Genomic DNA, 24,340 nt, shown 5'->3' on the forward strand with positions numbered 1-24,340 from the left:
GACCGCGCATTCAAGGCGGGCGACAAAACGCGCCAAGTATTTTAGGCAGATTATGTATAGTGAACGACGCTTCACGACAACTTTTTTTTATCCACCGCGACACACTAGTCAGCGAATAAACCGCTGATTAGAGAGCGCGCCATGAACCGCAATGTCATCCTCACCTGCGCCGTTACCGGCGCGGGTGATACCACGACTAAAAACCCCAATGTACCCATTACGCCCAAGGCCATCGCGGCGTCCTGCATCGAGGCTGCCCGCGCCGGGGCCAGCATCGCGCATATCCACGTGCGCGACCCGGAAACCGGTGGCATCAGCCATTCCACCGAGCAATTCCGTGAGGTGATGGAGCGTGTGCGAGAGGCGGATGTCGATATCGTCATGAACATCACCGCCGGTGGCGGCGGCGACTGGATACCGGATGTAAGCGATCCCACCCGCGGCGGCCCAGGCACCGATATACAGACGCCCGCTGAACGTCACGCACCGGTGGGTGAGCTGCTCCCTGAGCTGTGCACCCTGGACTGCGGCAGCCTCAACTTTGCCGACATGGTCTACGTGAACCCCGCCGATTGGCTGCGCGAACATGCTCGTTTGGTGCAAGCCGCCGGCGTCAAACCAGAGCTTGAGTGCTTTGACCTGGGCCATGTCTGGTTTGCCCGTCAGCTTCAGCAAGAGGGGTTGATCGACGATGACCCTCTCTATCAACTCTGCCTGGGCATCCCCTGGGGCGCCGAAGCCGACACCGAAACCATGCTGGCCATGCGTAACAAGCTGCCGGATAACGCCAACTGGGCGGCCTTCGGTATTGGTCGCCATCAGATGCCCATGGTCGCTCAGGCGGTGCTGCTGGGTGGCCACGCCCGAGTTGGCCTGGAAGACAACCTGTTTCTGGAGAAAGGCGTACTGGCCAACAACGGCCAACTGGTGGAGAAAGCCTCAACCATTATCGAGAACCTCGGCGCCCGGGTCATGACGCCTGCGGAAACCCGCGCCCACCTGAGCTTACGCCATCCATCAGGAGGTGATGCATGAGCCGTTTAGCCGTGATTGGAACCGGCGTGATTGGCAACGGCTGGATTGCCCGCGCCCTCGCCCAGGGTTGGGAGGTCGTCGCTTTCGATCCAGACCCCAAAGCGCCGGAACGCACCCGTTCATTTATCGACAACGCCTGGCCGTCATTAACCCAGCTCGGCCTGGCACCTGATGCCAGCCCTGAGCGGCTAACGTTTGTAGCGACGATTGAAGAGGCCGTGAACGGTGCTGACCTGATTCAGGAAAACGTTCCCGAGCGTCTACCGCTTAAGCAAGAAATCCTAGCGGCCATTGACGCTGCTGCCGAACCGGACGTCATCATCGGCTCGTCAACCTCCGGCTTCAAGCCCACCGACCTGCAGCAAAAGTGCCAAAAGACACCCGGACGCGTGATCGTCGCCCACCCCTTCAACCCGGTATATTTACTGCCGCTGGTGGAACTTGTGGGGGGTGACGCCACTCAGCCCGAGCAGATTGCCGCTGCCCAGGAACGCTATCAGTCACTCGCCATGCGCCCGCTGGTGGTTCGCCGTGAAATTGAAGGCCATATCGCCGACCGCTTGATGGAAGCGCTGTGGCGGGAAGCATTGCATCTGGTCAACGATGGCGTGGCGACCACCGAAGAGATTGATGCGGCCGTGGTTTACGGCTGTGGACTACGCTGGCCGTTGATGGGTACGTTTTTAACCTTCCACCTGGCGGGTGGTGAGCCAGGCATGCGGCATATGCTGGAACAGTTCGGCCCGGCGTTAAAACTGCCCTGGACCAAGCTTGAAGCCCCGGAACTTACCGACGAATTGATTGATAAAGTGGTAGAAGGCTGTGAACATCAAGCCGCGGGGCGCTCGGTGGCGACACTGGACAAGCGTCGCGATGACTTTCTGGTCGAGTTGCTTGAGGTCGTCCACAAGTACTGGCCGGAAGCCGAGGGCTTAAAAGGACGCATTTAATGATCATCCATGAAACCCAAGTCGCCCCTGAGTGGGTCGACTACAATGGGCATATGAACGACGCGGCATACGCCCGCGTCTTCTCCCAGGCCTGTGAAGCGCTGATCGACCAGATAGGACTCGACGAAGCAGGCCGGGAACACTACGGCTACACGATCTACACGCTGGAAACCCACCTCTGCTATCGCCGCGAGGCACATCAAGGCCAACCGTTAAGTGTCGACCTGACGCTACTGGATAGCGATGCCAAACGCCTGCATGTGTTTTTCGCCATGTTCGATGACGAAGACAACCTGCTCGCTTCCAGCGAACAGATGCTGATGGGCATGGAAAAAGCGACAGGACACCCCCTTGCATTTCCAAAGCCGGTCGAGAACTGCGTGGCAAAGCTTCCTCAGGCTAATAAAGACCTGTGGCCGGAGCTTGCAGGGCGCACTATCGGCATACGTCGTTAGGGGTTACAAGACAGGATAGGTCATGCGGGAAAGGCAAACGCTATGCATATAGATGCCTTTATTCAACGTTTTAGTGCACAACTGGAGGCGATGGAAGCGCTGCCATTACCCCGGGCACGGCACGCCTATGACATTCTTTGCCGAACCTTCGCCCCTTCTGATCCGGCCGGTATGCGGATTAAAGACGGCACTGTTGATGGTATCGATGTTCGCCATTTTATCCCCAGGCATCGTCTACCGGGGTGTGTGCTGTTTATACACGGCGGTGGCTTTACCATCGGCTCGATCGAAAGCCACCATGGCCCCGCCGCCAGCCTGGCCCGTGCGCTGGGTCGAGAAGTGGTAAGCGTCAACTACCGGCTTGCGCCTGAAGTCGCTTACCCTGCCATGCTAGCAGACTGCCAAACGGTGCTCGAAGCGATACAGCCCATTGCGCTGGTAGGTGACAGCGCAGGCGGGCGTCTGGCTATCGATCTTGCCCACCCGTTGATTAAGGCCCCACCGCTTGGGTTGATCTATCCAACGGTTGGCGAGCTATCACCTGGGTGTCTCGGGAAGGATGCGCCGCTGCTCTCACGCGACGATATACTAGGCCTTCGCCAACGCTGCCCAGAGATCAGCGCCGCCAAGCGCGATCTTGCGCCACCTGCGACGGGCATCGAAGTACTGACAGTCGAACACGATCCGCTGACTCGGCCCATCGAAACCGCAGTCGCTAACTGGCAGGAAGCGGGTGCCTCAATAGGCTATCGCTGTGCGCCGCAGATGGTACACGGCGCTCTGCACGCCCAATCACAGCTGCCCAATATGGGCAGCGCATGGCAGGCGTTTTGCCATGCGCTCAAGCATCGCCTTGTTGGTTAAGAGCCGAACTGGGCCCGCACCTGCTCAATAGCGGATTCGCCCTCACGGGTTTCAACGCCCTCCAGCCACTGGGCAACGGTATCCAGGTTGTTGCCTATCCACTCGTTCGCGACTTCATCCGCCGGGCGCTCTTCGTAGCTGTACTCATGCACCCACTCGTTCTGGTCCTCGATATCGATCACGTACTGCGACAGGAAACGGTGAACCTCGGGCGCCTCGTCCGCCAGGCTGGCCGGCGTAATGGTCCATACGGTGCTTTCAATTGATGCCACACCCGCGTCGTCGCTATCGGCCAAGTAGGCCAAGTCGAAGCTCACGTTCATCCAGTGAGGCTCCCAGCCGACAAACGTCACCCACTCCTCATCGGCCATTTTTTGCTCAGCCTGGGCAAGCATCGCCGAGGTCGAGCTTTCGCGAAGCTGCCAATCGCCCAAGCCGGCAAGGTCGTTATCGATGGCGTTGAGGATCGCCTCGTTTATGCCAGTTCCCGCTTCAATACCCTGGATTTCACCGTCAAACCGGTCGTGATGCTCTGCCAGTTCAGCGACCGTCGTGACGCCAGCATCATAAACGTACTGGGGAACCACCAGCCCGGAATTGGCACCGCTGATGTTCGAAACCACTTTCTCAACTTTGCCGTCAGCCACCAACGGCTCGACCATATCGGTCTGCACGGGGTACCAGCCGCCTAAATAGACCTCAAGATCGTTATTCGACAAGCCTTCAAGAATGACACTCACGGCTAGATCCTGCTGCCGCGTCTGGTAACCCATGGTTTCGAGCAGTTGGGCCGCCACTTCGGATTTCACGGTGACACCTGGCCACGGCGGTACCCCAAAGCGCAGCTCGTCGAGTTCCGCCATAGCAGGTGTAGCGGTCAACGCAGTAAGTAAAAAACCCGCTTTTAACGACATTGATTTGATAGTGGTCGGCATCTGGCTAAACCCTCTTGTTGATTAGGTTCTGCCAGTATGCGCGGCTCCCACTCCACTACTAACCACAAGGCGACATTTATTAATCATTAAGCGACTTTCAGGCGTCTGGCGTCTTTATTCTGTGTCAGAATAACGTACCTGCCGTGGCGAAACGCCGTAATAAGTGCGGAACGCACGCGCAAAGCTCGACGACGAACTAAACCCGCAGGCCACGGCCACCGCCAAGACCGCCAGATCGGTCTCGGCAAGCAGGCGCCTTGCGCGTTTAATGCGCAGCTGCAAGTACCATTGACGCGGGGTGGCATTCAATTCCTGTTCAAACAGTCGCTGTAGCTGACGCACCGACACCTCTACTCGGTTTGCCACCTCTTCAAGGGTGAGCGGCTCTTCAAGGTTCTGCTCCATCAGCGCCACCGCCTCGACCACGCGCCGGTTGTGGGTACCTAACCGCTTGACAAGTGCCATGCGCTGCTGGTCGCTGCGGGTACGAATCCGGTCATGAATAAGCTGCTCGGAAACATCGATGGCCAGCTTCGCGCCATGCCGTCGCGCGATTACCTCCAGCGCCATATCCATCGCCGCCGCCCCACCCGCACAGGAAAAACGCCGCTCGCCAAGCTCATAAAGTTCATCGGTGGTATCAATACCCGGAAAGCGTTCGCGAAAAGCCGGCAGACTCTCCCAGTGCAGCGCCACCCGTTCGCGTTTCAACAACCCGGTGGCGGCGAGCAGAAACGCGCCGGTATCAATGCCGCCCAAACAGCAGCCCGCCTGATCCAACTGGTGAAGCCACGCCATTAATGGCCGAGTGAGATGCGCCTCGGGCGTAAAACCACTGCATACTGCCAGGGATGGCAAGTGATGCACCTCTCGGGTCGCTTGGTCTGCCATGAGCGTCATGCCGTTGGACGCCGTTACTGGCCCGCCATCCGCACTAATCAAGGTCCAGTCGAACAGTGGGCGGCTGGCAATGCGATTAGCGATACGCAGTGGCTCGACTGCCGCAAAAAAAGCCATCATGGAAAACTGTGGCAACAATAAAAACCCTACCATTTCGGGTGTCGGGCCATGGTAACTAAGACGCATAACAATGCTCACGTTCAGTACATTTAAACACTGGAAAGAAAAGCGATTTATCGGCCATTTGACGTTTCTTCCGCAACGATTGGCAAACGATTAAATAGCCCCGGCATGCTGGCTTTCTCGCATATCAGATTATCGGCCCTTGACGTATACTTTATATATTAAAGACGATAGCTCTTTAAAATAATCACAGGAATCACAATTGACTCGACAGCGCCTTTACGCGCGCCTCTTGATGGCCGTAACCTTACCGTTGATGTTGGTCACCGCCACACTATGGCCGGTACTGCGTGTGCACCTGGAAACCCGCCAGGAAAGCATCCGTGCAGAAACTCGCGCCATTATGCAGGTGGGCAAAGATACCCTGTTACGCGATATTAACGAGACGCTCAGTTACGCGCTCGCGGTTGCCGAGATGCCGGTCATCAAGGCTCACATGACAGGCGAGATCGACGAAGACGTCGACAATTCGACGTCGGCGCAGTTGACTGGTTTTTTATCGACGCTGATCGAACACTACCCGCGCTACACCAAGCTTATACTGATCGATAATCAGGGCAACGAAGTCCTGCGTGCCCCGGTCGGGATTACCTCCGACCCTCGCTTTACTGACCATCATCATGCCAGTACCGATTATTTCAAAGCCGCCAGTAAGCTGTCTGCCCGAGATCTCTACATCTCCCCACCCGGTCACAACCTCCAATACGAGCTATTCAGTGGTGAAGTGGTCCCGGTCGTCAATGTCGCCACCCCTATTTTTGACGATCAAGGCGAACGCCAGGGGATGGTCCTGTTGAGCCTTAACTGGCAGCACCTCACCGAGGCCGTCCAACAGGCCATGCTCATTGATCCCGAGGCGGGCGTTCTATTGGCGGATGCCCAGGGCGGTTGGCTTCTCACGGAAGGCAGCCAGCGCCTGCCGATGATCAGGTTTGGTGACAATTACGCCGAACTGGCCGCCGAACCATGGCAACCTGTGACCGAGCAAGACAAAGGGGCATTCACCCTTGGCGACCATTTATTACGTTTTCAGCGTTTGGATATACGTAGCGAAGCCTACGAGGGGCTAACAGGACGCATTTTTAGCCAGGACGACACTCTCCCCTGGGTATTGGGGGTTAGCCTACCCACCCCCACCTGGAAGTCGCTGCTGCAAGATGAAGCCATCGTTGTCTGGTTTTTATTGCTCACCTACTCCACGGCGGTGGCGCTGGGCATCTATTGGTCAATAAGCAGTCACCAACAGCGCAAGCTGCGTCGTCAGGCACAGCAGCAAGCCACCGAAGTCAGCAATCTGTATGAAAACGCCCCCTGTGGTTACCATTCACTGAACGCCGATGGCGTGATCCTTAAAATGAACCAGACCGAACTCGACTGGCTGAGCTTAACCCGCGATGTTATCGGCAAGCGTTGCTATCGCGACTTTATTTCGCCAGATTCACTGTCCGCTTTTGATGCCGCCTTTCAGGACGTAAAAGCAGGCCGCCAGGGCGAGGCAGAATGCACACTGATAGCCACCGATAGCCAGGAGCGCCAAGTGGTCATTCAAGCCGTCGGGTATCTGGAAAAAGATCGTTTCAAGTACTCAAACGCCACCGTCTTTGACATTACCGAGCGCAAGCAACTGGAAGAAAAGCTCCGCGCCCAGGCCATGACGGATCCGTTAACCGGCGTCTACAATCGGCGCTACTTACAAGCGCAGGCCAGCGTCGAGATATCACGTGCCTCAAGGCACCAGACGCCTATCTCTCTCATCGCCATTGATATTGATCATTTCAAGCGCATCAACGACGAATACGGTCACGACGCCGGCGATGAAGTGCTTAAACGCTTTACCGATGTCATTAAAGGATTGCTGCGCCATGAAGATCTTCTGTGCCGTGTAGGCGGCGAAGAATTCGCCATCTTGCTGCCTGACACTCCGTTGGAGAAAGCGTGGCAAGTGGCAGAGCGCATTCGAGTTGCCGTGGAGCAGACTCAAGTGCCCCTTGAGCAAGACGACGTACCGATTACCATTGCCATCACCGCTTCCTTCGGCGTAACGCACGTCGCCAGTGGCGAAATGAGCTTAAAGGCCGCTATCAAACGTGCCGACAACGGCCTTTACGAAGCTAAAGCTGCGGGCCGGAATCGTATTGTTCTTCAAGAGAGGTAATGACTGAGTTTGGAATGATTCGCCCTCCCGTTCAGCCATCAATTCTTCCCGATGACGTTTTGCTAGCGACAGCTTAATTTGCTTTGAGGCCAGATTATCTTGAGGGTCTGGGGAATTCTGCGATCAGTAAAGTGGTCCCAGCTTCTCATACACTTTTAGTCACCCGAAGCAGTGCGTCGGGCGCTTGACTTCTACATGGAATGGAAACCTTTGATGACCCAACCACTGCAAAGCCTTGAACAACTAATCGACCGGGTTAGTCAATCGACGCACGACAACGACCAGGTCTCAGTCGGGATGGTTGTCGAGTCGATTGGCAGGCGTTCTTTTGGGCCGCTGCTGATGCTGATTGGTATCACGCTGTTTTCGCCGCTAAGCGGTTTACCCGGCATGTCCATCTTCATGGGGTCATTCGTGCTGCTAATCGCCGTACAGATGCTCATCGGCCGAAAACAGTTCTGGTTGCCACACTTTATTCTCAACCGTTCCATCGAGCGCCGCAAGCTTCAAAAAGCGCTCCATTGGCTCAACAAGCCTGCACGCAGCATCGACCGCGTTCTCAAACCGAGGTTAACATTTCTGGTTCGTAACGGCGGTAGCTATGGGATTGCCTCACTGTGCATCGTCGTCGGACTTTGCATGCCATTTATGGAGCTGGTGCCATTTTCATCTTCGGCCGCTGGTCTGGCGTTATTGGCGCTAGGACTGGCACTCGTCGTGCATGACGGCTTGTTGGTACTGCTGGCTCTTGGGGCATTCAGCGCAACTCTCATACTTATCGTTGCCAACATTCTGTGACGGCTCTTCGACATGAGCGGAGAGTCGCAGAATATTCGAAACCGGGCGGTATCAATAAGCAAGTGAAACACCTAACCCATCCGACATAGTGCTGCCCTGACTCACTGCTATCGCCATTTCTCCCTGTTTCTGCTTCAGAGCCATAACCAGGGCTGGATCACCAGCCCCGGCTCTTCTATTCCATCGCCAGCAGGATCGCTGCTGCAGAAGTCACGATAGTTTCACAACATCATCGCAGCGACCCAGCCAAAGACAATGAGTGGGATATTGTAGTGGATAAAGGTCGGTACCACGCTGTCCCAGATGTGGTCGTGCTGGCCGTCGGCATTGAGACCGGCGGTTGGGCCTAGCGTTGAATCTGATGCTGGAGAACCGGCATCCCCCAGGGCTGCGGCGGTTCCCACAAGGGCTACGGTCGCCAGGGGCGAGAAGCCGAAGTTGAGGGCAAGCGGTACATAAAGAGATGCGATGATAGGGATCGTCGAGAATGACGAACCAATGCCCATGGTGATGAAAAGCCCCACTAACAGCATGACCAACGCCGCCAGCCCCTTGTTGTCACCGATGATGTCAGTGGAACTACTCACCAATGCTTCAACTTCACCGCTTGCCTGCATGACGCTGGCAAAGCCAGCCGCGGTAATCATGATGAAGCCCACCAAAGCCATCATGCGCATACCTTCAGTGAAGATGCCATCCTGCTCATGCCAGCGAAAAACACCACTCAGCGACAGCAGAGCAAAACCGAAGATACCGCCGAGCACCATCGAACCGGTGTACAACTGCACTGCTACCGTGCCAACAAGCGAGATAGCCAATACCACCTTCTGCCAGAGTTTGAGGTGCTGGGCCGCCTCGGCGGGGGACTCTTCGCCATGCGCCAAATCGCGATCTTCGTAGTCACGGCCCTTGCGATAGCTAAACAGCGCAGCCACAGCAAGGCCTAATGCCATGCCGCCAATGGGAATCACCATGGCCATGGGCACCATCTGGCGTGTTACTTCCAGCCCTAATTCGGCACCGCTTTCGTTGAGATTGGTGAGCAGAATGTCATTGAGGAAGATAGCGCCGAACCCTACTGGCAGTAGCATGTAGGGGGCGGTAATGCCGAACGTAATCACGCAGGCAACAAGTCGGCGGTCGAGCTGCAGATGGTTCATCAGCTTCAGTAACGGCGGCACCAGCACAGGAATGAACGCAATATGCACTGGAATAAGGTTCTGAGAGCTGACCGCAGCTGCCAGCAGAGCCGCCAGCAAAGTAAAAGTCACCATGCGCCTACTACTACCCGTTTCGTTGATATGAAAGCGGCGAATAGCCCGATTGGCCATGACTTCTGTAATCCCCGAACGAGAGAGCGCGACAGCAAAAGCCCCCAACACTGCATAAGCCAGCGCCACGGTAGCACCGTTTCCAAGGCCGTCGTTAAAGGCATTGAGAATGTCGTTGATTGGCATGCCAGCATAGAGGCCACCTACCAATGTCGCGACAATGAGAGCAAAGACGACGGAAACTCGGGCAAGACTGAGACTGACCATCACCAAAATGGCCAAAACGATAGCATTCATAAAAAAGCTACTCTTGTCGTTGGAATTGAATGCGGTAATCCCCGAAGCCTGTAGCCGCGGGGAGGGAGATGCTAGTTAGTGTTGACTTGGCAGGATGCCAGAGCAGAGCAAGTGGCTCAGCGTTCTGGACGCTAGCAAGTCGCTGGCAGCTTCTATATCAGGCGCGAAGAAGCGGTCCTGATCGTAGTGGCTAACCCGGTCGCGTAGCAGCTTTCTGGCCTGCTCTAGCATCTCAGTGCTCTTCAAGCCGTGACGCATGTCGAGCCCCTGGCAGGCAGAGAGCCACTCAATGGCAAGGATGCCTCGCACGTTGTCGGCCATTTCCCATAGTCGTTTGCCAGCCGCCGGCGCCATGGAGACATGGTCCTCCTGGTTGGCTGAAGTTGGCAGGCTGTCAACGCTGTGAGGGTGCGCAAGTGCTTTGTTCTCGCTGGCGAGGGCTGCCGCCGTCACCTGGGCGATCATGAACCCGGAGTTAACGCCGCCTTTTTCAACCAGGAAAGGTGGCAGTTGGGACATGTGCTTGTCCATCATCAACGAGATGCGACGCTCGCTCAGCGAGCCGATCTCAGCGATGGCCAGCGCCAGGTTATCGGCGACCATGGCAACCGGTTCAGCGTGGAAGTTGCCCCCGGAAAGGATGTCGCCACTCTCAGCAAACACCAGCGGGTTATCTGAGACAGCGTTGACTTCGGCTGCCAACACTTCGGCAACATGACGAATCTGGGTCAGTGCTGCCCCCATCACCTGGGGCTGGCAGCGCAAAGAGTATGGATCTTGAACTTTGTCGCAGTCAGCATGAGAATCGCCAATGGCACTGCCATCGCCGAGCAGGTGACGATAGGCTGCCGCGGCGTCGATCTGACCACGCTGGCCACGTACCTCGTGAATACGCGCGTCAAAGGGCGAGCGCGACCCAAGAGTGGCCTCAACCGTCAACGAACCACACACAGTAGTACTACTGTGTCATAAACATCGTGATCTACTACCTAGCGCTATCATGATCGCCTGATGTAGCTCCCATCGCAGGGTAGCGATGGAGTTAACCACGTGGCGTTGTGCGCGTTTTATGACCCCGCGACCAGTCGCCTTCGGGTACGGCAACTGCTTGGCATGGTCTGATTTTTTTTTGATCCCCACAACGTAGGCGTTCCATGACCAGAAAACCGTAAGCGACCGTACAAAGAGTGGCGTGGTGGTGAAACCCCCGCCAGTTGCGCCCCTCGTAATGCTTCAGCCCAAACTCCTGCTTGAGTTCCTGATAATCTCGTTCGATGCGCCAACGTCCTTTCGCTGTCGCCACCAGGGTGGTCAGTGACGTATCTTCCGGCAGATTGCTTAACCAATACTTCGCTGGCACAGCGTCGCTTTGAGGCCACTCGATCAGCAACCACTCCGGTTCGCGCTTTTGCTGGCCTCGCGCCACACGCACTCGGACAGCGGCAAACTGGGAGCACAGCGGCTTGTTGGTACCTTCCCGCCAAGTGATGTCCTGATAGTCATTGGCATCCAGCGACTCGGCCAGTGTTTGTGCCGACACGGGGTGATGCTCCGTGGTCTGCTGCCACCGTGTCGGTGGCCGCCCCTGGCCGGACCACTGCGGGGGCAGAGGCTCGCTGCCGGGCGGCCAGACACTGATCCCCTCCGGCACGTCAACGCAATAACTCAAGCCCCATTCCGCAAGTTGTTCTCGCCAAGGCGTCACCTTGCCGTAAGCTGCATCGGCTAGCACGATACCAGGCGTGATACCGGCCTCCAGTGTCTCGCGCACCTGCTGGAGGGCGATCTCCGGCTTGGTGGCAAACTCGATCTCTTCTGGCACGCCAGCACGGCGACAGCGCGCCGGATCCTCTGTCCATGAGGTTGGCAAATAGAGCCGCCACGCGACCGGCAGGCTGGCCTGTTCGGTCGCCACCGATAGGCTAACGGCCACCTGACAATTGTCCTGTTTACCAATCTCGCCGCAGTACTGGCGACTAACGCCTACCGAATGTTGTCCTTTCTTGCGAATACCGGTGTCATCGATAATCCAAAAAGGCGTCGTATCGGGGGGGAGCAAATAGGGTAGCACCTGCTGCGCCACGCCACAGAGCATCTCTCGGTCAGACCATCCAGAGCGAGCCACTAAGTGATGTAGGGACTGATGACAGGCCTGAACGTTATTTGGATCGACACTAGCGGCGATGGGCTCGATACTCTTACGTTCCAGCGGCAGCATCAAACCACGGCAGTAATTCTGGAACCCCTGTACCCGATCAGCATGGCCTAGCCGAGGGGCTAACTCATCAAGATACGTCTCGAAGCGGTCGTGAAGTGCGTCGTTAACCATCATGCGAAATCGCTATACAGATGACACAATACGTATTGATAACATATCTATTTATGACACAGTAGTACTAGGTATCGTCTAAAAAAGTCATAAGGCTCACCCCAAACATCGAAGAGGAGTCTACAAATGCAGCCTTTATCGCCTGATGTTTTGGCTATTCTTCTTCCTATCGGCATCCTGTGTGCCGCCCTACTTCTGTTTGGGGCCGGCTTGGTTTGGGCCCGCTACCGCGACCGCCAAAGCGGGGAGGAACGAGCAAAGCTAACTCAAACCATATTGGACCTGGTCGAACCTTGGGCGGGCTCTCGAACCGGGGCATGGACGTGGTATCAAACATATACAATTTCTGCCCTAGGGGGACTGACAGCCGAACAACTGATTATGCGGGGCAGGGCTAACGACGTAATCGCATACCTCACCCACATCCGCAAAGGTGGTTATGCTTAATCTCGTTTTTGCTCTTTACTGATTTATTTATTTTCCAGCCGCAATCATAGAAGATAGGCTAAGGAGTATCTAAAAAAGGAGAAGAACGACCTTTAAGGTAACGAAAGCTAAAATTTTGTGTCGGCGAATAAACGTTACACTCTACAAACGCACGACTCCCATTCGACACCATGGAGCTATACGTTATAAAAAAATCCGATGCTAGCTAGGCATCGTCCAGCGCTGTTTTAAAACTGTAATACATCGCTGCTAATTTCAGCTGATAACAGCTAAACCGATGAGCGTTATGTTCGTCACTAGAACCAACTGCGGGAGAGATGTCAAGCAGGCCACGTTCAGTAAACGCCCAAAGATCACTCTCTTTTCACAATTTATCTTACCAAGAGCAAACACCTTTTCCCATGGCTAAAACTATTGACTACGATAATAAGCACCTTTCTTTTAAACAGGCCGTTTTCGCCCAAGCTATGAAAAATTTACTAGGCATTTTAGCATAACATCAGGTAAGATTTTGTATTTATAGCTACCTAGACTATAGCGCTAGCAGTTTACACCATTACACATCCAGTAAAACGATAAAGGGGAAGTCGTGTCGCAGTTAAAAGAAAACCAAATATTCATCCTTGCCGCCAACTCAGCCGCCATTAAAAGCGTGCATGAGAATCACCTTGAATATTATGAAGACAAAATTAGCAACCCTGCGATAAACAAACTTGTCAGCTATGTTTCCTCAACCATTAACAATGAAATCGGCACCACATACGGCGTCTCCATTCTTCATGACCATGTCATATTCGGAACAGACCACACCCCAAAAAACGCTGGTGTCGTCTTCTTTCTAGAGGCCTCACTGGATAAAAAAACAACATTAGAAATAATACAAAAATCTCGATCGTTAGCTATCCATATCGTTCAAAAAATGCTGCCAGACGGCGATCTATTTCAAGAACAGCAAGCTGTGCCTTGGCTAGATGCAGAAAAGGTTGAAGCTTTAGACGAGCGACAAGAGCTATTTTTAACCAAATGGGGAAATACGAAAATCCCAGATGGATTTAGCCTAATCGACGCTCCAGAGAACACTCCTCTTCTATGCGTTGATAGTGAATTTATGACACCAGAAAAACGGGCTACAACGTCTACCTCCATTGACGGGGCTGGATTAGCCGATGGGTTTTCAAACAGCCGGAATGAAGCATATATTCTGACAGTCCAGGAGTGCTTACAAAAAACTGGAGATGTCCGTAAATTCAAAGTGGCTCACCCGGACCTTCTTACAATCATTAGTGAGGCAGCTTTTAAAAATATGCCTGTTCGATTCACAGCAACGAAAACGACAGATACAATGAGTCAAAAATCGACATATACGCTTGATACGCTGGAGATAGATGACAACCTCTTAGACACGGAAGGTTTTGAACTTACCTAATAATACAGCGATAGGGTTATGCTAAGCTCGAATACTGCAAAACCGCTTTGAGAATGGGTCGAGCAATAGCAACGAGAGACTCACTGGACGAAATTGGTGTAGCTTGAATAGTAAAACTAGGGTCAAAGAGCAAGTAGTCGATTTCCCTGAGAGCTGGCCAACTGGGGTCTCAGTACACCTCTTGTAAATCGGCGACGGAGCCAAGCGTCCGTAACGCTACAACGAAGCCGTACAGATCAACTTCGCCAAGCGGGTCATCTACGCCGATACGGAATAAGCTTTTGGATATGGTCCTATTAACCAAGCACCAACATGCGGAGTTCATTTATACCGAGATCGAATGCTGTCTGCACGGCCCCGGCCAAACCGGTAGAAAACAGTAGCAAAATACCTAGCTGAGTCGGAAACCGAGCCGACTTATCACTCAGCAGTATTACGGCGGCCTCTAACTCCTTGGCCAGCCCGATCCTAATCCAAACTTGGTGCTAAAAAGAGACTATCAATTTTCATTTTTTCGAGGGCTTTAGCATTTTTCAAGTGGAGAAAAACGTGACGACCTTTCAGTTCAGCCCCAATAGTCGAATCAACATTCCAACTATTGAGAAGGTAGCCTGCTTGTGCTTTTCGCACCTTCTTTATAAGTAAGCCACCTTCCATTCCAAATTCTTTTTCTACTGCCCACTGGCTATTCTTTGGCAGGCGTGGGTGGGGCTGAATAACTAACTCAACCTCTTCAACCCAGTCTACATCTTTATCCAACACCTCATTTTTATTAAACACATCTTTATAAAGCAATTTAGTGGATATCACTCGATTCAGCACGAAATCCGAGAATTTTTCTCTTTTCCTGTCATAAGCACGGACGTGCCATCTCAACCCATTATTCATTAACGAATGAGGACAGATTACGCGGGTTGAGAATCCACTCGATGTAGAAACATACTCGACTTCCACTGGCCTAGCCAACGAAATGGCCCGTGAGAACGTGGCTGTAATATCTAGCTCAGGCTCTTCAAGGACGATGTGATAGGCGCAGCGAAAGTCTTCAAGACCATCCATAACGTCACCAAAACCGCTGGTAAGCGTGGATAGACACTTCTCCGCCGAGAGAGGCAGCAAGCACTGGAATTTGTTTGTTGCCACATAATGCTTCTGCCTTGGGTCATACACTATGTTATCTGGAGCGCTATCAATGTAGGTGCTCAAGTCGCGGGTGGCTGCCGCTGAACTCACACCAAACCGGGACATGATGTCTTTGCGAGTGACTTTCCCGGTGAAATAAACCAAAAACTCAATATGCGCTAACCTTTCCAGCTGTTGACCAGGGACGCCTTCAAATGGCGCTATGTTCATATCCCCTCTCCCTAATGTACTTAAAGCCAAGCGGTCTACCTTCACACCTATCCCAATATAGGATGGGCACGCCCTAGGTGCAAACAATATTGACGCTAGCGATCATATTGACGACTCGCATCATTTTGATTACCATTGGCGATGTGCACTAAAAAACCCGAACAACATTGTGCTGATCGGGTTAATTAGTGCACCTGAACTGCCATTGGCAGTAGAGAGCAGCTCTGAACGGCGGGCATTCTACTGCTGTATGGCGAATATGTAAACGACTGATCTAAAGAGGTGAGCAGTCATGGCAGTCAATCGTCCATATGGCGACAACAAGCGAGTAGGCGCAGTACGCCAACGATCTCAAACTCAAATGAGCAACGGCACATGGGTGAAGCGCAGTACCGAGACCGGGCGTTTCATGGATGTAAAATCCGATAACCGTCCATTTAAAGGCGTTCGAAAGGAGACACGTTAATATGTCCGCTAAATACGAAATTTTCCGTAGCACTCTTAATTCACAGTACTATTTTCGACTTAAAGCAGGAAATGGCGAGATCATTCTGCAAAGTGAGGGGTACCAAAACAAAGCTGGTGCCCAGAACGGCGTCGACTCAGTTCGACAACATAGTCCATTTGACCAGTATTACGAGCGGAAAACATCGACCAGCGGAAGCCCTTATTTTGTTCTCAAGGCTTCTAATGGCCAAATTATCGGGGCAAGTCAGATGTACTCCTCGACAAGCTCAAGGGATGCTGGAATCTCCTCTGTGAAAACGAACGGCCCTTCAGCACCGGTGTCGGATCTGACCTAGATCGTCCCAACTGGTAAGCAGTACTTGCTAATACCGCCTTACTCTTAAGGCGGTATTTTTGTATGTGATCACAAGTCCCGTCTATTCAAGTTCGCTTCAGACGAGCGACCGTTAGCCTTGGCTGTTCCCATCAGGCTATAGATCGCTTACGGGTCATTGGCAACGCTGGGTGAAGTCGACTGGGCAACCAGTCCTTCGGTTACGATAAGATTAGCATAACCGCAATTTAGCTTGGATAGCTCGGTTCATAGAGTGCTCACAACTATTTAACTAGTATTGGGGGCTATTGCCCCGAAAAGGCCGCATGCCAAAATAGCAACGGCTAGCTCATGGCTATTGCGCACGATGCCAACCGATAACCTATTGAGGCGAAGGGCAGCGTATTGCTGGCGACGATCCAATACGCCCGCTACCACAATGGGAAACGGGTCGATCTGGAAGCCGCTGGCAGCTTCATTTTTATACAACCCATTTTCTTTTAATGCATCACTGATAGCTTTTGGTATATTCCTAGTAGCGACTTGTATATCCTTCCTAGGCACACCAAAAAGTAAAAACGCCTTCATAACTAGCCTCAGGTGCTGTTCGTGGCTAATTAACAGCTGGCGATTTTTACTAATTAAAAAAGGCAATTCACTTAAGCTCACATAGTCACCTTTATCAACTAAGTCACTGTCCTTTATCTTTTCAATATGTTCAAAAAAACGGCGCCATGCTTTTTCGCCTAAGCTTCTTAATAAAATATGGGGATGGCTTTCTCCATTAACCCAGCTATCACTACTATTTCTAAGCTTGAACCGCATATGTGATTCGGCTTTACGAACTACTTTTGCAATCACATCAACGTCTTCTGGTCTGATATTCACTTGTCGTCCTGCACGCTCATAGCTCATGCCCAGCCCTACAAGCCGCAGCAATTTCCAGAGAGTCATGAAGCTTAACTCTTCATACCGCACGGTAAAATCGACTCGATCAAGCTCAGGGGCTTTGAGGCGCAACAAGTCGTCAGTGTGTAGAACACCAGCAATTTTTCTTGCCCGCTGATGACGCACTGGCGTTAGCTGATCAGCCCAGTCAAACAAACAGTGGCTATAGTTCAACAAACCAATACGCGGGTGCTGGTGGCCCATCAACCTAGCCATTGCCATGCCGCTACGACGTGATACGGAGTGATTGGCGCCCAATACTTGTTGGCGTATTGCTCGCGCATCGATACCATCAGTGACCGACCGGGTTAGCGCTGTTTGCATACCGAATAAAGAAGGCGCAAGGGTATTATAAAAAGCATGCCGACAGTGGTGCAGCGTCAATCCGTCACTTGATGTCCCATGACGAAGCAACTGAATTAAAACCGGACTGACCTGCAGCGCCCAAGAGATCAGCCGCGTCTGGCTTTCGTAAATCTCGCACAAGATAGGTCGTTTTGTGTCATTACCTGCCAATGAGGTAAAACGGCTAAAAACATGCTGGAGGATGTTTTCCTCTGTTTCATCCAGTGCAAAAAGCAAAGGAACCGCGCGGCGGCTCGACGGACTTTTTAGTTTACGCTGGGGATTATCGCGTACCAGTACCCAACGTGTGCTTTGATACTCACACCAATCGTTACGCTGGAGTCCAATCGCCTCCTGAGCTCGTAAACCAAAGCGAAAAGTGAGTAATAACACGAAGCCTAGTAGCAAAAATTTTTCATCGCTATGGTGTTTCCATTTCGCGAGTAGCGCAGTCTGACACCCTAAGTACTCGTTTTGTACCAACATACCTGGACGCACGCTGCGCCGATCATCCTCTACTGATAGCTCTTGCCAGTCGGGGCTTGCCACTCCGAACGTTTCAGCCCAGGAATGAAAATCGCGTAACCGATGGCTAAAATATGTTGCATCTTGGGATGCCAGTTCCACAAATGTCAGCATTTTCGCATAAAGCGCCGTCACTTCCTCTTCATCGTGATCGACTAGATTTGTTTGGTAGCCAAACTCAGCGAATGCCGTCTTTAATGAAGAGAAATAGCGCGTTAATGAGCTTTGTGCATAGTCGTTTTGCTTTCCGACTTTGCCCCGCCGCATGAGGAAGCTTATCCAACGAACTAGCAGTATGACGCAAGCACTCACCTGCCTTTCGTATCCTTTAGATAACTTGTCAAGCTGTGACGACGCCCGTCGCGATTGCCGTTTCGTGTACCCTTTTAAAACGTCTTGCACCTCAGCATAAAGCCGATTCGCATTTTCTTGCTGCTCGACGTTACTGATATTCCGCCAGCCAGGCGTCACATTAGTCGATAAATTCAGCTCTTCGCTGTCGAGCGCGTCATTGTTGGAAGGAAACGCTAACCTTACGCCATCTCGAATGCGCAATTCATCGACTAACGGTAGGCTTGTCGAGGGTATACGCCCTGCTAATGCCCCAGCAACCACGCCGGGTAGCGTCAGTAAATTGGCTTGGCTAATCAGCCCACTCAGCGTGGACAATACCGCTTGAACATTGGCCTCCGTTACATTCGGCAAGCCTGCTTTCAGTGGTTCTGGAGGAGGGAATAAATTGTCGGGGAACCTGACTTGGCTGAGATCGACCTCTTTTTGAATGCCTTGCCCGGCCGCCAACAAAGACGCCGTTTTATAGCTAATTCGGTGCCGCTGAACGGGGGCACGGTGGTTCGTCACGTCTAGGCTTTCACTATACTCCAGAAGATAATCTTGCCGATGCTGAATAAGTCGGTAGTTTCGCCCTCGTGCCACATCAAACAACATACGTTGATAGCTGATGCGCTTTTCCAAGCATAACAACAACGCGCCGACGCTCAGCGCACCGAGCTTGGAAAACTGCGCTTTCAGCCCCTTTTTACGAAGTCTCTCTGCCCAAAGCTCAAGGCTCGGTAATAACGAAATGGCCTTAACAGCTTGTGCCGTTACGAGTGTTTTCTCTGCTGAGGCTTCAGCGACGCGCTTGTTAATGACGTATTGATATCGACTACCTGCTTCTTCCAAGCGTCGCAGCAAAACCGAAAGGCGTAGTGACGCATAAGGATGTATGACTGAATTATTCCGGTGCAGCATGCGCTGAACCAACGTATCGACGTCTGCTTGTTGAATACCTGACAGTGTCCTATTCCCCAAATAAACGCCAATATCCGCATAAGCTCTTTCGTGTTCACGTTTAATCGTGTGACGACGCTCTTTTTCTCGTAGGCGTTGCCCAAAAAGCCGCGTGGTTGATGCTTTTTGAATGTCACCAACACCACCGGGGGCTTTAAGAGGCGCCGAAGGTAGTGTCGAAGGCGCAGCCGGAAGCGAGAACCCCAGGTCATTGAACGCGGTCTCGACGGCACTAGCATAGGCGTCAGCATCGTCTCTCCAGCAACGCGGCGAGTAGTCCCCGTAGGTCGCCACACTCCGTTCCGCATGCCCCATCCAGCCGTCTACTATTTCTGCGGGTACGCCTAAATAGCGTAATTGTTGAGCATAGCGATGGCGGAACACATTGCTGGGCAAGGGCCATTGAAATAAGGGCACACTGGGTAAATCCATGGTCGACATGGAATTCCACACCAGGCTCTCATCTAGTAAGAAGAAAAACGGAAGGGCAGATGTGCCCTCACCTGCCAGTGCTTTGTGTATTTCATCAGCTAGCGCAGTGTTGACATCAACTAGCGCTGTAGCCAGTGACTGCAAATGGTTGATATAGCACTGCACAAGCTCGATGGCCCGAGTGGGCAGTGGCACCACGCGACTGCTTCGACGTCCCTGATCCATTTTATCGTTCAGATATAAGCAGCGTGCTGAGATATTAAAATGCTGCAGTGACTCAAATGGATCTTTGAGGAATCGGCCACCCGAAGCTGCATAGAGCCCCATCACACAGTATTGGGCCAGTGCATTATGGTAGTGAATGAACCCTGCTTCTGCGCTCACTTCGACGGTAGCTCGAGCCTTTACTATCTCTTGCCGCAATAAGGACGTTATCGGCGAAAGGCGGCTACCTATGAGATTGACGCTGGGCGGAAAAGGTCTAGAAGCGGTCAGAGGCAGAGCCAGCCCTGTTTCGATAGCGGTGATATCCCATGTTGCATAGCTGGATGCACCAGGCAGCCCCGCATTGGGGTGAGCGGTTAATAGTCGCGACAAATGCGGATCTTGAGCGTTATCAAACACAACCTGCCCCCAAACATGTGCCAGCTTAGCGCTCGTTACGCGGGGAAAATGTAATTGTGCCTGCTGATAAAACCAACGCTCCAGCGGGAGTGCGTCTTCCCATAGATCGCCTAGCATAGCCAGAGAGGTTTTTATCTGGCTGGCCCTCTGCTGAAGAACATTGGTTATTTGGACAGGTAGCTCAATGGCAAGCGTCTCTTCTAACGGGCGGATATACTCACTTGCTTTGCCACTACCTTGCCAAGCATTCGCCCGCCGCGGAGATGTCCGCGCAATAGAGGAAAAATCTTGTGCCAACGTCCATTCATCTCCGTGGGCATCATCAATCCGAAATTGCACAGTAAAATGAAGGGAACGCGAAAACCGGACTGACAGCCAAACCATCACGGCACCGAGCTGATCGACTGGGTCAGAGGAGCAAAGCCCCTGGTCTATCCAGCCCAGCAAAATCTCTTTCTCTGGTGGTAAAAGCTTTTCCCAACTCCATGGCAAGAAATGCGACGCTTCCGCCGTTTGCACAAAATAGCTGCGGCTCGCCAATCGCTGCTCGGCGCTACTCTCTGAAGGATCAACTGTTGCAACATAAGTGCCTTCATCTTCTTCTGGATCTAGCTCCGATCCCGGCTCGGGCTGATAGGCATAAAACTGATATTCGGTGTCTTCGCCCTCTTCAACGTGTCGGACTACCGAGACAGCAGGCTTTACAAATCGATCAATACTTAATAGCGGTGCCGTGGCTTCATTATTGATGGGAGCCACTTCGTTGCGCGCAATACGGGTAATCGAATTAAAAAAACGATTAACCGCTCTGCTGTCTGAGTAATCTAGCCGTATTTCATTGACAGCAAAAATGAACGCGTCGTTAACACGCTCCAGCGTAGGTTCGTGATCCCCCACAAAATTACGGCACCGCCGCAATAACGTGTCTATCATCCGCCACTTTTCATCGTAGGGGCCGAGAGTCATAAATCTCGCCGCATCGCTAATATTGCGATCCGCGATACATTTTTGATGAGCAATACGATGCGACGCATGTACGACCAGCCACAAGCGCAATAGGCGACGCCAAAGCAAAAGCTGTTCGTTACTTGCTGGTGCCTGGGGATTGGTAATCAACGTGATCAGGAAGGTTTTATTTGTGACTCCACCTTCTTGAAACTGACGCTTATTTTGCTCTACATCACCGACGTGGGCCGCGACAGGATATTCACGAGAAATGTGGTGAGAAGCACTAAATGTATCAACAAACCGTTTCAGCTCGTCGACGACCGGGTCGCCCGCCCAAACAGACAGAACCTCGACCGACTCAGGGTGTGAGAACTCTCGTACCAAATTGGAAATCGCATCATTGCGGGGGCTTAGCCCCAGCGCGTAATAAATAACCTGGAGCACATCCAGCAAGTCATTTTGATTCGCCCATGCTACTAGCTTGCGATACCGCTTCCCGAGACTGACGGTCACCGCTTCCAGCTGCTTGCTGTGACAATTTCCCACGACCTCTTGTGACATTAATGCACCTTACGTCCAGAAGCGGCATTTGCCGAAAACCGCTCTATCATAAGGTTTTAAGCAATTTTATGCTATTTAAGGACAAAATAGCTGTCCTTATATCATCAGTCTCATAACCGTCATCGGTTCAAATCCGGTCCCCGCTACCAATATTTCGAGAGGCAGATCAGTTATTTACTGGTCTGCCTTTTTTTGTGCTTACCGTTCACAATAGCCTTGGGTCCAGGCTGGGCGCAAACTGCATTTCTGCTTTCCCCCCAAAACACAAGTTATTGTTAGGCTCCAGAGACGCCTTTCATCGACTCAGCGACTTCAACGCGTACTAGAGATGTCAGACGGCAACTGCTGGGGCCAGGGATTCTGGTTCAGCCACGCGATCCCCGCCCATGAATTCGAACAGCGGCTGAGCAAGCAGTCTGAGGCGTGATTGAACCTGGATCGTGCCGGGTTATATAAAAACCGCAAATTCAGCCTATTTCGCATCGTCATGCCAATTCCCGATAATCACGCCATCCTTTTGATAAGCTGAACCCCTCCATACAGGCAAGCAGGAGCGATGCCTCCTGACGGACCATGCCCTGGCCATTATTCATTTTTATAATAAGGAGGCTGCGCTTGGAAATACTTCAATATGCCCTGGGCAGTGCGGGCCTGCTGCTGTCGCGAACGTTAGAGCACATTGCCCTTGTCGGTGTTGCCGTGGGCATAGCGACATTGACGGGCGTGCCGATCGGCATCGCGATCACCAAAAACGAGCGCTTGGCTCAAGGGGTGCTGTATCTGGCCTCGATTATCGTCACCATCCCTTCAATCGCACTGTTTGGCATCATGATTCCGGTGCTATCGCTGATTGGGCACGGCATCGGCTACGTACCTGCCGTTATTGCGGTACTGCTCTATTCCCAGTTGCCCATCATTCGTAATACCTACACAGCGATAAACAACGTGAACCCCGCGTTGCGGGAAGCGGCCAGAGGCATCGGCATGAGCCCCAATCAACGCCTCCGTTTAGTCGAGATCCCGCTCGCCATACCGGTCATCATGGCCGGGGTTCGTACGGCAGTGGTGCTCAATATCGGCGTGATGGCGATTGCGGCCTATATTGGCGCAGGTGGCTTGGGCACCTTCATCAGCCGTGGCATTTCACAGTCAGACCCCCGTCAGCTGATCGTCGGCGCGGTTGCCGTCAGCGTACTGGCGATTATCGTTGACTATTCACTGTTGTATGTCCAAAAGCGCCTGACGCCCAAGGGAATGAGCCGCCAGGCCGACGCGACCTGAGGCCGCTTTTCTGATGTCATTTCTACTATAAGAGACACCCCTATGATTCGACTTGACAGCCTGACCAAGGTGTTCGATACGCCAAAAGGCGCGGTGGTGGCCGCTGACCATATCGATATGGAAGTGCCTGAGGGCGAAATATGCGTCCTGTTAGGGCCATCGGGCTGCGGCAAGACCACGACACTGAAAATGATCAACCGGATCGTAAAACCCACTTCTGGCAAAGTGTTTATCAATGGCGACGATACGACCGGCCTCGATACCCAGACACTGCGACGCAATATCGGCTACGTGATCCAGCAGATCGGCCTGTTTCCCAACATGACCATTGAGGAAAACATCACCATCGTGCCCAAGCTGCTGGGCTGGGACAAGGCCAAATACAAGGCGCGTGCCCGCGAGATGATGGCAATGATCGCGCTGGAACCCGATGCCTTTCTGAAACGCTTCCCAAGTGAGTTGTCGGGTGGCCAGCAGCAACGCATTGGTGTCGCCCGCGCGCTGGCCGCTGACCCGCCGGTCATGTTGATGGACGAGCCGTTTGGGGCCATCGACCCGATCAACCGGGCCGTCATTCAAGACGAGTTCCTGAAGATGCAACAAGAACTCAACAAGACCATCATGTTCGTTAGTCACGATATTGATGAAGCCATCAAAATGGGTGACCGCGTGGCGGTCTTCCGGGAAGGGAAGCTGGTTCAGTACTCCACGCCCGATGATTTGCTGGCAGCGCCCAAAAACACCTTTGTGGAATCGTTCCTGGGCGAAGACCGGGCGCTCAAGCGTTTGAACCTGGTTAAAGTGCGCGAGATTGTCACCGACGAAATCGGCACGGTATCGCCCGGTGATACGCTGGAAGCCGCGCTGGCCAAAATCGACAACTATGGCTACCAAAACGCCATTCTGATGGTCAATGACCGCAAGCAGCCCGCCGGGATTGTCAGCCGCTCTGTCGCGCGCACCACAAAGGGCTACTGCCGTGATCATTTCCAGGCCGTCCCGGCCGTTGTGGGTCTCGACGACGACCTGCGTAAAGCCGCATCCCTGATGTTTGCCCACGACCAGACCTGGCTCCCCTGTGTCAACGACGAAGGGACGGTGTGCGGGCAAATTACCCAGCGCGCCATGACCAGCCACTTAGGCGCGAGATATCGCGCTCGCCAGGGGGATGACCGCACGCCATCGCCGGCCATCAAGGAGTAAC

At 53.0% G+C, this 24,340-nt stretch carries 16 protein-coding genes and 1 pseudogene; 10 read left to right on the forward strand and 7 right to left on the reverse strand.

Annotation, left to right across the window (positions count from 1 at the left end; genetic code table 11):
* The first annotated feature begins 141 nt into the window (after nt 1-141).
* Genes B7L15_RS10905 through B7L15_RS10920 form a run of 4 tightly spaced genes read left to right on the forward strand, consistent with a single transcriptional unit; the run spans nt 142 to nt 3,304 of the window.
* A complete protein-coding gene (locus tag B7L15_RS10905) occupies nt 142-1,035 on the forward strand; it encodes a 3-keto-5-aminohexanoate cleavage protein (protein ID WP_085919007.1) in 894 nt (297 codons plus the stop codon).
* A complete protein-coding gene (locus B7L15_RS10910; protein WP_085919008.1) occupies nt 1,032-1,985 on the forward strand; it encodes an L-carnitine dehydrogenase in 954 nt (317 codons plus the stop codon). The genes B7L15_RS10905 and B7L15_RS10910 overlap by 4 nt, the downstream gene beginning before the upstream one ends.
* Nucleotides 1,985-2,440, forward strand: a complete 456-nt coding sequence (locus tag B7L15_RS10915; RefSeq protein WP_085919009.1) for a thioesterase family protein — start codon at nt 1,985-1,987, stop codon at nt 2,438-2,440. The genes B7L15_RS10910 and B7L15_RS10915 overlap by 1 nt, the downstream gene beginning before the upstream one ends.
* Before the next feature lie 42 nt (nt 2,441-2,482).
* A complete protein-coding gene (locus B7L15_RS10920; protein ID WP_085919010.1) occupies nt 2,483-3,304 on the forward strand; it encodes an alpha/beta hydrolase fold domain-containing protein in 822 nt (273 codons plus the stop codon).
* Here B7L15_RS10920 and B7L15_RS10925 read toward each other — a convergent pair.
* The gene (locus B7L15_RS10925; protein WP_085919011.1) at nt 3,301-4,239 is read right to left on the reverse strand and encodes an ABC transporter substrate-binding protein; all 939 of its coding nucleotides are present in this window, start codon (nt 4,237-4,239) and stop codon (nt 3,301-3,303) included. The genes B7L15_RS10920 and B7L15_RS10925 overlap by 4 nt on opposite strands.
* 114 nt (nt 4,240-4,353) lie before the next feature.
* Nucleotides 4,354-5,325 (reverse strand): GlxA family transcriptional regulator, encoded by a 972-nt coding sequence (locus B7L15_RS10930; RefSeq protein ID WP_085919012.1) that lies wholly within the window; start codon nt 5,323-5,325, stop codon nt 4,354-4,356.
* A gap of 199 nt (nt 5,326-5,524) precedes the next feature.
* Here B7L15_RS10930 and B7L15_RS10935 point away from each other — a divergent pair, with 199 nt between their 5' ends.
* Both B7L15_RS10935 and B7L15_RS10940 read left to right on the forward strand, forming a co-directional pair.
* Complete coding sequence (locus B7L15_RS10935; protein ID WP_085919013.1) at nt 5,525-7,477, forward strand: diguanylate cyclase; 1,953 nt, start codon at nt 5,525-5,527, stop codon at nt 7,475-7,477.
* A 213-nt stretch (nt 7,478-7,690) separates the two neighbouring features.
* Nucleotides 7,691-8,275, forward strand: a complete 585-nt coding sequence (locus B7L15_RS10940) for an exopolysaccharide biosynthesis protein (RefSeq protein ID WP_085919014.1) — start codon at nt 7,691-7,693, stop codon at nt 8,273-8,275.
* A gap of 221 nt (nt 8,276-8,496) precedes the next feature.
* Here the strand turns inward: B7L15_RS10940 and B7L15_RS10945 are convergent, their stop codons facing one another.
* The 3 genes and pseudogenes from B7L15_RS10945 to B7L15_RS10955 all read right to left on the reverse strand — a co-directional run bounded on the left by B7L15_RS10945 (nt 8,497) and on the right by B7L15_RS10955 (nt 12,172).
* Complete coding sequence (locus B7L15_RS10945; RefSeq protein WP_085919015.1) at nt 8,497-9,843, reverse strand: Na+/H+ antiporter family protein; 1,347 nt, start codon at nt 9,841-9,843, stop codon at nt 8,497-8,499.
* A gap of 75 nt (nt 9,844-9,918) precedes the next feature.
* Nucleotides 9,919-10,806 (reverse strand): annotated as a pseudogene (locus B7L15_RS10950) (aromatic amino acid lyase); the annotation flags it as partial.
* Between the two features lie 79 nt (nt 10,807-10,885).
* Nucleotides 10,886-12,172, reverse strand: a complete 1,287-nt coding sequence (locus B7L15_RS10955; RefSeq protein WP_441316953.1) for an IS701 family transposase — start codon at nt 12,170-12,172, stop codon at nt 10,886-10,888.
* A gap of 1,036 nt (nt 12,173-13,208) precedes the next feature.
* On the opposite strand from B7L15_RS10955, the gene B7L15_RS10965 reads away from it, so the two are divergent.
* Entirely contained in the window at nt 13,209-14,045 is an 837-nt protein-coding gene (locus B7L15_RS10965) for a hypothetical protein (protein ID WP_085919018.1), read from the forward strand.
* Between the two features lie 468 nt (nt 14,046-14,513).
* Here B7L15_RS10965 and B7L15_RS10970 read toward each other — a convergent pair whose 3' ends face one another.
* Nucleotides 14,514-15,398 (reverse strand): helix-turn-helix transcriptional regulator, encoded by an 885-nt coding sequence (locus B7L15_RS10970; RefSeq protein ID WP_085919019.1) that lies wholly within the window; start codon nt 15,396-15,398, stop codon nt 14,514-14,516.
* A 467-nt stretch (nt 15,399-15,865) separates the two neighbouring features.
* On the opposite strand from B7L15_RS10970, the gene B7L15_RS10975 reads away from it, so the two are divergent.
* Entirely contained in the window at nt 15,866-16,201 is a 336-nt protein-coding gene (locus B7L15_RS10975; protein WP_085919020.1) for a YegP family protein, read from the forward strand.
* Between the two features lie 266 nt (nt 16,202-16,467).
* Here the strand turns inward: B7L15_RS10975 and B7L15_RS10980 are convergent, their stop codons facing one another.
* Nucleotides 16,468-21,855: a hypothetical protein gene (locus B7L15_RS10980; protein WP_085919021.1), complete on the reverse strand. Its 5,388-nt coding sequence runs from the start codon at nt 21,853-21,855 to the stop codon at nt 16,468-16,470.
* A gap of 615 nt (nt 21,856-22,470) precedes the next feature.
* On the opposite strand from B7L15_RS10980, the gene B7L15_RS10985 reads away from it, so the two are divergent.
* A complete protein-coding gene (locus tag B7L15_RS10985) occupies nt 22,471-23,136 on the forward strand; it encodes an ABC transporter permease (protein ID WP_085919022.1) in 666 nt (221 codons plus the stop codon).
* A 42-nt stretch (nt 23,137-23,178) separates the two neighbouring features.
* Entirely contained in the window at nt 23,179-24,339 is a 1,161-nt protein-coding gene (locus B7L15_RS10990) for an ABC transporter ATP-binding protein (RefSeq protein WP_085919023.1), read from the forward strand.
* The last annotated feature ends 1 nt before the right edge of the window (nt 24,340 follow it).

It is taken from the genome of Halomonas sp. CSM-2, assembly GCF_002119345.1.
Classification (GTDB): domain Bacteria; phylum Pseudomonadota; class Gammaproteobacteria; order Pseudomonadales; family Halomonadaceae; genus Vreelandella; species Vreelandella janggokensis.

What these genes read in the sequence shown, in the direction of transcription:
- B7L15_RS10910 (WP_085919008.1), top strand. Translation starts at nt 1,032, where the DNA reads ATGAGCCGTTTAGCCGTGATTGGAACCGGCGTGATTGGCAACGGCTGG.
- B7L15_RS10945 (WP_085919015.1), bottom strand. Translation starts at nt 9,843, where the DNA reads ATGAATGCTATCGTTTTGGCCATTTTGGTGATGGTCAGTCTCAGTCTT.
- B7L15_RS10940 (WP_085919014.1), top strand. Translation starts at nt 7,691, where the DNA reads ATGACCCAACCACTGCAAAGCCTTGAACAACTAATCGACCGGGTTAGT.
- B7L15_RS10955 (WP_441316953.1), bottom strand. Translation starts at nt 12,172, where the DNA reads ATGGTTAACGACGCACTTCACGACCGCTTCGAGACGTATCTTGATGAG.
- B7L15_RS10915 (WP_085919009.1), top strand. Translation starts at nt 1,985, where the DNA reads ATGATCATCCATGAAACCCAAGTCGCCCCTGAGTGGGTCGACTACAAT.
- B7L15_RS10975 (WP_085919020.1), top strand. Translation starts at nt 15,866, where the DNA reads ATGTCCGCTAAATACGAAATTTTCCGTAGCACTCTTAATTCACAGTAC.
- B7L15_RS10980 (WP_085919021.1), bottom strand. Translation starts at nt 21,855, where the DNA reads ATGTCACAAGAGGTCGTGGGAAATTGTCACAGCAAGCAGCTGGAAGCG.
- B7L15_RS10925 (WP_085919011.1), bottom strand. Translation starts at nt 4,239, where the DNA reads ATGCCGACCACTATCAAATCAATGTCGTTAAAAGCGGGTTTTTTACTT.
- B7L15_RS10930 (WP_085919012.1), bottom strand. Translation starts at nt 5,325, where the DNA reads ATGCGTCTTAGTTACCATGGCCCGACACCCGAAATGGTAGGGTTTTTA.
- B7L15_RS10920 (WP_085919010.1), top strand. Translation starts at nt 2,483, where the DNA reads ATGCATATAGATGCCTTTATTCAACGTTTTAGTGCACAACTGGAGGCG.
- B7L15_RS10905 (WP_085919007.1), top strand. Translation starts at nt 142, where the DNA reads ATGAACCGCAATGTCATCCTCACCTGCGCCGTTACCGGCGCGGGTGAT.
- B7L15_RS10970 (WP_085919019.1), bottom strand. Translation starts at nt 15,398, where the DNA reads ATGAACATAGCGCCATTTGAAGGCGTCCCTGGTCAACAGCTGGAAAGG.
- B7L15_RS10990 (WP_085919023.1), top strand. Translation starts at nt 23,179, where the DNA reads ATGATTCGACTTGACAGCCTGACCAAGGTGTTCGATACGCCAAAAGGC.